Annotated in this window: 9 protein-coding genes and 1 pseudogene; 6 read left to right on the plus strand and 4 right to left on the minus strand. The window is 37.0% G+C overall.

Annotated elements, in window-relative coordinates; translation table 11 throughout:
• From ACFIJQ_RS08450 to ACFIJQ_RS08475, 6 genes and pseudogenes are all read left to right on the plus strand, one after another.
• A pseudogene (locus ACFIJQ_RS08450) lies at positions 1-174 on the plus strand (ABC transporter substrate-binding protein); the annotation flags it as partial.
• Between the two features lie 375 nt (positions 175-549).
• Positions 550-2,151, plus strand: a complete 1,602-nt coding sequence (locus ACFIJQ_RS08455; RefSeq protein ID WP_375629856.1) for an ABC transporter substrate-binding protein — start codon at positions 550-552, stop codon at positions 2,149-2,151.
• A gap of 112 nt (positions 2,152-2,263) precedes the next feature.
• Positions 2,264-3,337 (plus strand): ABC transporter permease, encoded by a 1,074-nt coding sequence (locus ACFIJQ_RS08460; protein WP_015856298.1) that lies wholly within the window; start codon positions 2,264-2,266, stop codon positions 3,335-3,337.
• 2 nt (positions 3,338-3,339) lie between these two features.
• Positions 3,340-4,269: an ABC transporter permease gene (locus ACFIJQ_RS08465; protein WP_015856299.1), complete on the plus strand. Its 930-nt coding sequence runs from the start codon at positions 3,340-3,342 to the stop codon at positions 4,267-4,269.
• Positions 4,262-5,146, plus strand: coding sequence for an ABC transporter ATP-binding protein (locus ACFIJQ_RS08470; RefSeq protein WP_015856300.1), 885 nt, complete (start codon positions 4,262-4,264; stop codon positions 5,144-5,146). The genes ACFIJQ_RS08465 and ACFIJQ_RS08470 overlap by 8 nt, the downstream gene beginning before the upstream one ends.
• Positions 5,133-5,915 carry an ABC transporter ATP-binding protein gene (locus tag ACFIJQ_RS08475; RefSeq protein WP_273788644.1) on the plus strand — a complete coding sequence of 261 codons (783 nt, stop codon included), beginning with the start codon at positions 5,133-5,135 and terminating at the stop codon, positions 5,913-5,915. The genes ACFIJQ_RS08470 and ACFIJQ_RS08475 overlap by 14 nt, the downstream gene beginning before the upstream one ends.
• 665 nt (positions 5,916-6,580) lie before the next feature.
• On the opposite strand, the gene ACFIJQ_RS08480 is transcribed toward ACFIJQ_RS08475, so the two are convergent.
• From ACFIJQ_RS08480 to ACFIJQ_RS08495, 4 genes are all read right to left on the minus strand, one after another.
• The gene (locus ACFIJQ_RS08480) at positions 6,581-6,745 is read right to left on the minus strand and encodes a hypothetical protein (protein ID WP_375629861.1); all 165 of its coding nucleotides are present in this window, start codon (positions 6,743-6,745) and stop codon (positions 6,581-6,583) included.
• Entirely contained in the window at positions 6,723-7,310 is a 588-nt protein-coding gene (locus tag ACFIJQ_RS08485; protein ID WP_375629864.1) for an autotransporter outer membrane beta-barrel domain-containing protein, read from the minus strand. Before ACFIJQ_RS08485 ends, ACFIJQ_RS08480 begins: the two co-directional genes overlap by 23 nt.
• 124 nt (positions 7,311-7,434) lie before the next feature.
• Positions 7,435-11,640 carry a right-handed parallel beta-helix repeat-containing protein gene (locus tag ACFIJQ_RS08490; protein ID WP_375629867.1) on the minus strand — a complete coding sequence of 1,402 codons (4,206 nt, stop codon included), beginning with the start codon at positions 11,638-11,640 and terminating at the stop codon, positions 7,435-7,437.
• Between the two features lie 718 nt (positions 11,641-12,358).
• A partial coding sequence (locus ACFIJQ_RS08495; RefSeq protein WP_375629870.1) for an autotransporter outer membrane beta-barrel domain-containing protein occupies positions 12,359-12,499 on the minus strand: 141 nt, incomplete at its 5' end.

Here is a 12,499-nt window from a genome sequence, read left to right on the forward strand (position 1 = left end):
AAAGATCCGCAAAAACGGGCGCAAATATATGCTGATTTACAACGTGAACTTATGCAAAAAGGACCTTATGCGTTTATTTACCAGCAATATAGCGTTATAGCGATGACACCGGATGTCAAAAAATGGGTTTGGAATAGTGCACCGCGTATTTTTTATAGTAAAATTGAAAAATAAAAGTGTCTTTTCGTGTTATCAAAGGTAAAAATAGCTTGATCATAATTGCATGATGAAAATATTCTTTCACGTAAAAGTTCTTCAGTTTTTTAAAGGATGAAACTGTGATGGATGTTTGTGCTGTATATGATGGAGGTCGTTTATTAAGGAGGGATGAATATAGAAAAGTTATATTGGAGAAGATCTTTGTTTGTGGCTACAAGTTCTCTGCATCCCGAATATAGATTGATGTATGAGAGAATTATTTTATAGATGCTTAGTTTGATTAAATGAAGTTGATGTTTGATACTATGCTGTTTAAAAGATGAAAGAGCAAAATCACAACGGCTATGTGTGAAAAGGCATAAGAATATAATAGGAAAAAATGGGAAAAAAATGTTGAAAAAATTTTCTGTTTTATTAGGCATAACAGCTTTTTTAAATGGGGCTATAGCATCAGCATTTAGTGCTTCATCTAAAGATATATTGGTGATGGCATGGAATATTGATTCAATGAGTAGTTTTGATCCAGCGCAAACTGTTGAAGTTGTGACGAGTGAGTTATTGACGAATATTTGTAGCGCGTTAGTGCAATATGATGAGCATGATCCTACAAAAATTCGCCCTGCTATGGCAAAATCTTGGGATGTTTTAGATAATGGCAAAAGAATAGTTTTTCATCTTCGTGATGATTTAAAGTTTAATGATGGAAGAACAGCAACGGCGCAAGATTTGGTATGGTCGATGCGGCGGATTATTAAATTAGGATTGAGCTATGCCCAATCTTTAATGGATTATGGATTTAATAAAAACAATGTTGAAACAAATATTCAAGCTCTTGATGATAAGACTTTGCAATTAAAATTAGATAAACCCTATCCTATTCAGCTCATATTGACTGTTATTGGACAGTCTTATGCTTCTGCTTTGCTTGATCGGAAAACAATTGAAGCGCAGAGTATTAACGGTGATATGGGGAATAAATATTTAGCGACACATTCGGCTTGTGTTGGACCTTATAAATTGGTGAGCTGGTCTCCAGGAGATAAAGTTGTATTAGAGGCTACACAGCATTATTGGGGCGATGTGCCTAAAATTAAGAAGATTGTTGTGCAGCACGTAGCAGATTCATCAAGTCAAAGACTTCTTTTGGAAAAAGGTGATGTGGATATAGCACGTGATCTTTCTTCAGAGGACATTTTAGATATTGAAAAAAAGGGAGGCCCCGTCAAAATTAGTCGTGTTTTGCGCCCCCAGATTATTTATCTATCATTAAATAATAAGAATGCAATTTTTGCAAACGAAAAGGTCAGATTGGCACTTCGTTATTTGGTTGATTATGAAGGTCTTGGAAAAACTGTTTTGAAGGGGATTGCTATTCCGCGGGCAACTTATATGTCCTTGGGTGTTCCTGGTGCTTTGGATGAAAAAGAAGGTCTGCCTTTTAAGTTGGATTTGGAAAAAGCAAAACAGTTGATTACTGAGGCTGGTTATCCGAACGGTTTTAAAGCTAATCTTTTAGTTGGAAGCCTTAGTTATATGTCGTCTGTTGCACAGTCTATTCAAGCCAATGCACGTAAAATTGGTGTTGAGCTGACAATTGAAAAAATGGCACAAAATCAATTGTTGAGCCGTGTACGTGGTGGAAATTACGATACTGCTATTATGGGGTGGGGGAGTGCCGATCCTGATGGACATCCTGCCTCATTAAATCACGTGTTTAATCCTGATCCAACATTTACAAAAAAGCACAATATGTATTTGGCTTGGCGCGCTGGGTATTATGATGAAAATATTAATAACATGGTGATGGATGCTTTGTTTGAGAAAGACCCCAATAAGCGTATCATGCAATATCGTACTTTACAGCATTATGTGCTAGAGCATGGTCCTATGGTTTATTTATTTCAGACATATTATACCGTTGGTATGGGACCTGATGTCAAAAAATGGATTTGGAACAGTTATAGACTTTATTACAATGAAGCAGAAAAATAAAAAGAAGCATGTTATAGAGAAGGATTGTAGAACATGCTTAATAAGAGGTTGTTTCGTTATATAAAAAAAGGTATTTGCTTTATGTTTTGTCGCTACAGAGGGGATTTTTATAATGGTTTTGCCACTTTCAGAGACTGAAAGAGCTGTATCAGAAAAGCAGAAAAGATTATTTTTATGGGATTTTTTATGCAAAGGATTGAAACTTCTTATTTCAGTTTTTATCACATTGCTTGGGTTGGTGACGATCACTTTTTTTCTTGGTCATCTTCTTCCTCTAGATCCAGTTCTGTCTATTCTTGGTGATAATATCAGTCAGGAAGCTTATGATGCAATGTATTATAAGCTTGGTCTTGATAAGCCGTTGATTGTTCAATATTGGAAGTATCTTCATAATGTATTTTTATTTGACTTTGGAGATGCTTTAACTTCTGGGCGTCCTGTTCTAGCTGATATTATGCGTGTATTTCCTGCAACATTAGAGCTTGCAACCGTTGCTATTGTTATTGGCACAAGTCTTGGAATTCCATTTGGTGTTTTTGCAGCAATGTATCGCGATTCATTTATTGATTATGTTGTTCGTGTTTTTACACTTGTAAGTTATTCTACTCCGACGTTTTGGCTCGGTTTAATGGCTTTGTTAATATTTTACGCCAAGCTTGGCTGGGTTGGTGGTCCAGGACGTATTGATTTTCTTTATGAATATTCTTTCGAACCAAAAACAGGATTTTTCCTTTGGGATACTGCAAGCCAAGGACAATGGGAGGCTTTTGGTAATGTTTTTAGTCACATTATTATGCCTGCTTTGATCTTAGCTTTCGGTGCTATGGCTTATATTAGCCGTATGACTCGTGGGTTTATGATTGAGCAGCTTAATCAGGAATATATCATTACTGCACGTGTAAAGGGGTTATCGTGGGCGCGAACGGTATGGGGACATGCCTTTAAGAATGCTGCTGTTCAGGTTATTACCGTTGTTGCGCTTTCTTATGCTTTTTTATTAGAAGGGGCTGTTTTAACGGAGACAGTTTTTGCTTGGCCTGGTTTTGGACATTACTTGACAAATGCTCTTTTAGCCGGAGATATGAATGCAGTTGTAGGATGTACTTTACTTGTAGGATTTATCTTTGTCGCCATTAATTTATTTTCTGATTTGCTTTATCGCATTTTTGATCCAAGGACACGTTGAATATGACAGTAAGTAATCATCATAAATCGCAATCATCATCTTTTTTGGGCGGTTGGTTAAACGACCCTGTTCCAAGCTCCATAATTCAGGCGAACATACAAAGAATTTATCACGCACTGGTTAAGTTTTTTCATAACTTTTCGGCTGTATTCGGTCTGCTTATTATTTGTATTATTATCATATGTGCATTTTTTGCTCCTTGGATTGCTACGCATGATTTTCTTAGCAATGATCTAGGGCATCGGTTGCAGCCACCCTCTATGGCGCATTATTTTGGAACAGATGAATTAGGACGTGACATTTTTAGTCGCCTTGTTTTTGGTTCCCGTATTACTCTTTATGTTGTTTTTCTTACAACCATTATTGTAGGTCCAATAGGGCTTATTGTTGGAACTGTATCTGGTTATATGGGCGGATGGGTTGATACTGTGCTCATGCGCATTGTCGATATTTTTCTTGCTTTTCCAGGTTTGATTTTAGCTCTTGCATTTTCAGCCGCATTGGGACCAGGGATTGAAAATGCTTCTATTGCAATTTCAATTGCAGCATGGCCTCCAATTGCACGTTTAGCACGTGCTGAGACTTTGACAATACGTTCTTCTGATTATGTTTCTGTCGTTCGCTTGCAAGGGGCTTCTGCTTGGAGAATAATTTTGTTTCACGTTGCGCCCATGTGTATTCCTTCAGTGATTGTACGATTAACTTTAGATATGTCTGGAATTATTTTAACGGCTGCTGGTCTTGGTTTTTTAGGGTTGGGAGCTCAACTTCCAAGTCCTGAATGGGGTGCGATGCTTTCTTCAGGGCGGGAATTTATGATGACAAATTGGTGGTTGGCGGCAATACCAGGCTGTGCAATATTATTTGCAAGTCTTGCTTTCAACCTTTTAGGTGATGGTCTTCGTGATGTATTGGATCCACGCAATGGGTAATAAATTATTAGAAGTAGAAGATTTACGTATTTCTTTTCCTACAACGCGCGGCATTTCAGAAGTTGTGCGTGGCGTTAGTTTTTCTGTTGGAAAAGAAAAAATTGGAATTGTTGGTGAATCCGGATCTGGAAAATCGATGACTGGGCGCGCAATACTAAGGTTGAGTCCAAGAGCAGCCATTGTTAAAGCTAAAAAAATGCGCTTTGAGGATGTTGATTTATTGACCGCAAGTGAACCTCAGATGCGAAAAATCCGCGGGAAGCGTATTTCAATGATTTTACAGGACCCAAAATATTCACTTAATCCATTAATACGGATTGGTGAGCAGATTATGGAGGCTTACCGTATTCATTACCGCGTTTCAAAAGTTGAAGCGCAGGAACGGACTATATCTATGTTAGAATCTGTTCATATTCGTGATCCTGAACATGTGATGCGCCTATTTCCTCATGAAATATCAGGGGGGATGGGGCAGCGTGTGATGATTGCAATGATGCTCATTCCAAAACCTGATTTAATTATTGCCGATGAGCCAACATCTGCACTTGATATTACGGTCAGACGACAAGTTTTATCTGTATTAGATGAACTTGTGACAAAATCTGGAACTGGACTTATTTTCATTAGTCATGATTTGAATATGATTGCTGATTTTTGTGATCGTATTTTGGTGATGTATGCAGGCCGTGTGTTAGAAGAGTTGCCTGCTTCTGATTTGTCTCACGCTTGTCATCCTTATACGAAGGCATTGCTCGCGAGTTTGCCACGGCTTGATAATCCTGTTGATGTTTTGGCTGTTCCTGAGCGTGATCCTGATTGGTTACATAATCCTACGATTGTTAATGGTGTTGAGGAGGTTCCTCATGACAAATTGTGAGAATATTATTGATGTTTCTAATTTATCTGTAACTTTTGGTCATAGGCATAAGGCAGTAACAGTTGTTAAAAATGTTAATTTTCATATTAAGCGTGGTGAAGCTTATGGTTTGATTGGTGAATCCGGATGTGGAAAATCAACAATTTTGAATACATTGGTGGGGCTTATTCCAGATTATAGTGGAAAGTTCCTTTTTGCTGGACAAGAAGTCGAAAAGAAAAGAAGTAAGGATTTTTTACGCTGTATTCAAATGGTTTTTCAAGATCCTTATGCATCACTTCATCCAAGAAAAATGGTCCATACGGTTCTTTCTGAATCTCTCAAAATCCATGGGATGGATAACCAAAAGGAGCGGGTGGAGGATGCTTTAGATTCCGTTGGTTTAGATTCTTCATTTCTTTATCGTTATCCTCATGAGCTGTCTGGAGGGCAGCGTCAGCGTATTGCTCTTGCACGTGCTTTAATTATTGAACCAGAGGTCTTGTTGCTTGATGAGCCAACATCTGCATTGGATGTATCGGTACAGGCTGAAATTTTAAACTTGTTGAAATCGTTGCGAGCGAGAAAAAAGCTTACTTATTTGATGGTATCCCATGATCTTGCTGTTGTTGCACATATTTGTGAACGTGTTGGAATTATGCATAAAGGGATTATTCTTGAAGAGCTTAGCAATGATGAATTGCGTAATCTACATGCGCAACACGATTATACAAAGGAGTTTTTTGAAGCAAGTATAGAGCCTATTGTCCATAGAGAGCAAAGAGCATGATCGATTTTCCAAAAGAGAAAATACATTTTTCTGTTTTAGGTTTCGAGAAGTATTTAGTATCTTTGTTGTAATAGAGAGTTTTTGTATTTTTTATAGTGTGAAATCTTATCGATATAATTTATTGAGAGAAGTTTTAGCTCTCATATTTTTCACTTTATTAGTTGTACAACGTTATGAGTCATCTGCATGACTCATAACGCGCATTATGTATTTTTTTGCATTATTTTTTACTTATCATTTTATGTTCAAAAGTTTTATTTTGGGATTTTAAGCATTAAATTTGTGAGAAATAACAAAAGATAGTAATGTTGTATTTTCTAGAAAAGCTTCTCATTATTTTACAATATCATTTTGCTTTTGGTTGTTCTCTTTTTTACAGTTTTATTCTTTATAAAAAGAATTTTTTGTAAAAAACATCTAATGGTCAATGACAGTCTTCAAATATTTCGCTGTTCTCTATTTAAAACAGCGCTTAAAAACAGCTTATAATAAACCAAAAAGGCAGCAATATGCTGCCTTTGTGTTAAATTGAATAGGCTATTTTTTACAGTCTTAATTTAAAACTGATAGAGTATTCCTCCTGAAAAGCTTGCACCACTTATACCAGTTTTTTGAAGCTTTTGTTGATAGCTGACATCACCATGAAGAGAGAGGTTAGCGGACAATTATGCACTAATACCAAGCCCACCTTCAACGGAACTTCCAGAGGGATCACGTTTATAATACTTATCAATATGGAATGTCTGATCATCACCAAAGGTTTTGATTAAGTTTACTTTTCCATAGAAAGACATAGGACGGCTGTTTTCAGTGGCAATGGTTTTTGTCAAACGTCCACCAACACAGGATCATCCATTGAGAAGGATTTTGCATGTCAATGGTCAGATTATCAGCATCTTTAATGGTATCAAACATCAAATGTTGATAGGCAATCTGTGCCTGTGGTTCGAATGTTACGCCTTGAATACCCGTTGCAAATTGTTTGCCAACAGTTGTGGAGATCGCCAACATTTTTGCATTTTTCAATTTTGCGGTTGTATTAATGAGGGCATTGGTGATCTTTCCCTTTAGGAAGCCATAGGATAAACAGCGTATCAAGATAGAAACCACTGTCACGCTGTTTACTGCCATAGGCGGTGAGAGAAATGACCATTTATTCAATATGCTCTTACTTGCTGTCTTGCATATTCTTTGGAGTGCAAAGAGAGTTGTCCATAGGTTTCTATAAGACCAAAATGTGTTGTAGATATTTTTTCTTTCTAGCGCGACAAAGTTAACAGCTCCTTGTAGAGCAGCATAACGAAAATGAGCACTGCTATAACCATATCTACTAGAAGTACTACTTATCAAAAAATAAGCTTCCTGTTTTTCCATAGGCGTATAAGAAGAAGCCATTCCGTTTGTCTTATTCTTTCCCTAAGACAGATATTCACATATTGGCTAACAGTTGCACTTTGCTTAGCCATATCGGTTAATCCAGCATACAAGAGAGCACTGGGCATGATCAAAGAGTTTGTATTTATGGCACGATGTTTTTTACTTTTGAGTCGCTATCAAGCAGTACTGGTTGCAAGCGAAAATCCCAAAAATTTTTATTTTCTCCTAAAAGGTTTTGTTCAGTATTTGTTTTACTGTGGTTTGATTTTGGTCCATAAGCTTTCAGTATATATTTATAAGGTGAACCACTTATTGTGATATAGCCATTTGCAAGTTTGAAAGAGTTTTGATTTGCTTTTCCAGAAACTTGAATGAGTGAAAGACCACGTACACTGGTAAGAGCAGAAGTGTCTGCTTTAATATTGTTCTTTTCTAAATGTCCAGTGATATAAATCAGTGTAGTCCCTGAAACATCACCGTGAATCAGAAGATGGTCAGCTTTTTGTTTGTTTACGGCAGCGCTATCACTCCATTCGACATTGAAATGAATTTCTGCTTTTCCTGTAGCATTGTAGACTTTTTTAGTATTTGGTCTGCCAGATCCTATGTGCAACGTGTGATAATGATCTTCTGTTGGCTCTTCAAAAACAATAGAGCTGTCATTGATGTTAAGGACAGAAATATCAGAACGTACTCTTTGAGCAATATCAAGCAGTTGTTCGTTCTGGCTTTTTTTATTTGTGCTTGTTTTCAATGTCCATTTCGTATTGTTTTGCAAATCAAAGATTGTTTTGAATTTTTTTTCGGTGCTAACTTTGCCGTCTAAGATGGAGTGATCGGCGTTTAGTGTAAAAGTGAAATCATTTTTTTTCGTTGAAGCTTCGGTTACTAATAAAACATTGGCACGGATTTCTGAATTTTTGAGATTGGCTTTACCAATTGATTCATTTGCATTAATTCCAGTACCATTTTTAATGTGAAGTTTTGTATTGGTTAAATTGATTTCTGATGTTTTATTGTTCTTGGATTTTTCAAATGCTATACCTCTATCTTCTGCTGTGGCAGAAACATCTGTCACATCAATATGTCCATTATTATTTACAACAAATGCACTATTTTCGGCAATTACTGTTCCTCCGATCATTTTAATCATCCCGCCATTTTCTGAAGAAAGTCCGATCTCAGCATTTTTAATCGTTGTATGGCCATATAATTCAACTAGACTGCTAACATCTTGGCTTTCCGCACCGGATCCGTTGCTATCTGCTGTTATTAGAGTAACATTCGTGGCTTTAATACGTCCACCATTTTGGGCAGATAATGCAGTAGTTTTACCTTGTACTGTTCCTCCCGTTACGGTAACGACGGATTTTGAGTCTTTTGCATAGAGTCCAGCGTCGTCAGATGATGTAATTTGAGTATTGTCAGTTAAAGTAATGGTACTGCCGTTTATGGCAGATATTGCTGCACCTTCTGCGTTAAATGATCCTCCAGAAACTGTTATTTGAGAACCATTATCTGAAATTATGCTATTGATTGCTTGCGGAACGGTTACATTTTCTAAAGTAATGGCACTTCTTCTTGCAATTATTGCGTTGATCAGTAGTGTATTGTCCTTACTATTTAATATCGTTACATCTTTCAGTTTGTTATTGCTCTTATTTTTTAACAAATGAACGCCAGATTCGGAAGCAGTAATTGTTCCTCCGATCATTTTGATTGTACTATCGTTTTGCGCATCAATTCCGATTTTAACGTCACTGATCGTTGTATTTCCAAGCAATTCAATCACACTGTTAGAGCCAGAGGAAGCTGCACCAGCAGCTACACCACTGCCATTATTAGTTGCTTTTAAAGCAACATTTGTAACCGTAATATGGCCACCTATATCTGCTTCTAAGGCTGTATATTTTCCTGTCACGCTTCCTGTTGTCATTATAATCGTGGATTTTGAGTCTTGTGCATAGAGTCCTGCTTCATCATATGACGTAATTTGAGCATTGTCCGTTAAGGTGATGCTGCTGCCGTTTTGAGCACATATTGTTGCATAGCTTGAATCAAATGATCCTCCAGAGATTGTTATGTTAGAACGATTATTTGCAATTACGCTGTTGCCTGTTTGAGTCACTTTTACATTTTTTAAAGTGAGTCTACTTTCTTTCTCTAGACGTATTCCGTTGCCTGAATTTTTATCTTTACCGGTTGATATTATTACATTTTCTAGTTTATTTTCGGTGCTCTTACTGTTCACGAAGCCAACACCAGTTGCAGAAGCCGTAATGGTTCCCCCTATCATTTTAATTACGCCATCATTACTTGCCAAAAGCCCGACAGTAGCATTCTTAATCGTTGTATTTCCATATAATTCAATCATACTATTAGCGCTATCAACTCCTGCTCCTCCCCCATTGCCATTTGTTGTTGTTAGAGAAACATCTGTGACCTTAATATGCCCACCGTTTTCTGCATTTAATGCTAATTCTCCGGTTACTGTTCCCCCCGTCATTGTGATGGTGGAATGTAAACCATTTGTATAGAGTCCTTTGCTATTCGATGATGATGATGTAACTTGCACATTGCCTTTTTTACTACTAGTTAAAGTAATGTTACTACCGTTTCCAGCGTATACTCCTACGGTTTTCCCCTCAAATGATCCTCCAGAAACCGTTACTTTAGAATGATTATTCGCAGCTATGCCGCTTTTTGCCTGCGTAACTGTTACATTTTCTAAAGTGACTTTACTTTCCTTGTCGGCACCTATTCCTGTGATTTTAGGCTCTTTATCGTTACTGCTCGATATTTTCACATTTTCTAGCTTGTTTTCATCGCTCTTACTATTGTAGAAACCAGCACCGGTTTCAGAAGCTGTAATGGTCCCTCCGATCATTTTTATCATTCCACTGTTTTGTGCATGAAGACCGACTACAGCATTCTTAATTGTTGTATTCCCATGCAATTCAATCATGCTGTTCGGACCGCCGGCGACAACTGTTCCGATTTTATCATTCGTCGCTGTTAACGCAACATCCGTGACCTTGATATGTCCACCGTTTTCTGCAACCAACGCCATTTTTTCTGTGATTACGCTTCCTCCCGTCATTTCGATTGTGGTTTCTGAATCTGTTGCATGAAGTCCAGTGCCATGAGATGATGTAGCTTGAACATTGTTGGTCAGAGTTACGCGACTGCCATTGTAAGCAGATATTGCTGCCTTTGTGGCATCAAATGACCCTCCCAATACCGTGATTTCAGATTTATTATTTGCAGTAACGCTATTCATTGCCTTAGTCACTTTTACATTTTCTAAAGTGACTTGACTGCCATTGTATGCAAATACACCACCGGATAGTGGTGCTTTGCCCTTGCCACTTGATATTATTATATCTTTTAGCTTGTTTCCAGCGTTCTTACTATTATTGAAGCTAGCACCAATATAGGAAGCGTTAATGGATCCTCCAGTCATTTTGATCATAGCATTATCTTTTGCAAAAAGTCCACCTCCATCACCGCTAATGGTTGTATTTCCGAGCAACTCAATTATGGTATCAGAATTGTAAGCATTGACAGTGAAAGTTGGGCTATTTATTATTTTTAAGGACACGTCTGTGACTTGAATATGCCCACCTTTGGTTGCAGATAATGCGGCATCTTTTCCTGTTATATTTCCCCCCGTCATTGTTATCTTGGCTTTTGAGCCTTCTGCGTAGAGACCAACGTTATCAGATGATGTAATTTGAGCATTGTTAGTTAAAGTAATCGTGCCGTTGCTTAGAGCATGTATTGATGCGCCTTTTGCATCAAATGATCCTCCAGAGATTGTGACCTTAGACTGATTATTTGCGACGACGCTATTCATTGCCTTACTCACTTTTAGATTTTCTAAAGTGATTTCACTGTCTTTGTCTGCAACTATTGCAAAATTTAGTGGTGCTTTGCCTTTGCCACTTGATATTATTATATCTTTTAGCTTGTTTTCAGCATTCTTACTGTTCAAGAATTTAGCGCCAGTGTTGGAAACTGTAATCGTTCCCCCAGTCATTTTTAGTGTAGCACCATCTTTTGCTACAAGACCGAAGAAAATGCTAGAACCAGTTCCTTTAATGGTTGTACCATCCAGTAATTCAATCGTAGTGTTAGAACCTTCAGCTGTTATAGCGTGCGTATTTGTACTTATATTGGTGTTTGTTTTTTTGTTTCCGATTATCGTCAAATGCTTGCCGATAATTTGGCTACCTTTTTTTGCGTGAATAATTTCATAGGTTTCGTTGGAAACTTCTTTTTTACTTTCTGAAATTTCAAGATTTTTAGCTTGTGCATTAAGATGGATACCAGACAGTACAACTGCCACAATTGCTGTGCAGGATAGAAAAAATTTTTTAGGCATCAATCCACTCCTTTTAAAGCCCCAACATTCATTTTCCCGCCGACTTTATAAGAAGAAGTGAAAATAGATGGTTTTCAATAAAATAACCGATTCAGCCTATTTTGTTTATTATTACCTGTCAAATTAAAGTATATGATAATATAATTTATATTCAATTAAAATGTATTATTAAATAATAATTCTTTTTTTAGCTTATTATTTAGTAATTAAATATTTATTCTAAATATAAAATGAATATTCAGCAACAATATTTTAAGTGAATTTTAGCTTATGTAGATTTTTGTTGAAGGCGCATAATATCGGTTACAATTTTTTCCGCATTAAGGAAAAAGGGGAGGGCAAGCGCTGTTGGGAGCAATAAGCAAAAATGAAAAAAGTTTCCTCATTTTGGATTTAAAACGCGTTTTCTGTTTAAGATAAAGAATACTGCTTGATGTGTTTTTACAAAGCGTAGCATTCTTCTTGAATGTGTCGCATGAATTTGTGGAGGACTCTTGTTATGTTTATTGTATCTGATTGAATAAGTTTCGTAGAAGAATGTTCTGCGCTGCATTTTTCACATGAATAGAAGAGAGATCCTTGAAAAGAGAAAGACGGCTTTAATATACAAAAAAAGGCAGCACATTGAGCTGCCTTTTTGTTAATATTGAATAGAATGATAGGCTATTTTTACAGTCTTTCCTTAAAACTGATAGCGTATTCCACCTGAAAAGCTTGCACCACTTATACCAGTTTTCTGAAGCTTTTGTTGATAGCTTACATCACCATGAAGGGAGAAATTGTGAGACAGTTGTGCATTGATGCCAATGCCGCCTTCAATTGC

Source organism: Bartonella sp. TT67HLJMS (genome assembly GCF_042193375.1).
GTDB lineage: Bacteria > Pseudomonadota > Alphaproteobacteria > Rhizobiales > Rhizobiaceae > Bartonella > Bartonella grahamii.

What these genes read in the sequence shown, in the direction of transcription:
- ACFIJQ_RS08465 (WP_015856299.1), top strand. Translation starts at nt 3,340, where the DNA reads ATGACAGTAAGTAATCATCATAAATCGCAATCATCATCTTTTTTGGGC.
- ACFIJQ_RS08470 (WP_015856300.1), top strand. Translation starts at nt 4,262, where the DNA reads ATGGGTAATAAATTATTAGAAGTAGAAGATTTACGTATTTCTTTTCCT.
- ACFIJQ_RS08475 (WP_273788644.1), top strand. Translation starts at nt 5,133, where the DNA reads ATGACAAATTGTGAGAATATTATTGATGTTTCTAATTTATCTGTAACT.
- ACFIJQ_RS08455 (WP_375629856.1), top strand. Translation starts at nt 550, where the DNA reads ATGTTGAAAAAATTTTCTGTTTTATTAGGCATAACAGCTTTTTTAAAT.
- ACFIJQ_RS08460 (WP_015856298.1), top strand. Translation starts at nt 2,264, where the DNA reads ATGGTTTTGCCACTTTCAGAGACTGAAAGAGCTGTATCAGAAAAGCAG.
- ACFIJQ_RS08485 (WP_375629864.1), bottom strand. Translation starts at nt 7,310, where the DNA reads ATGGCTTCTTCTTATACGCCTATGGAAAAACAGGAAGCTTATTTTTTG.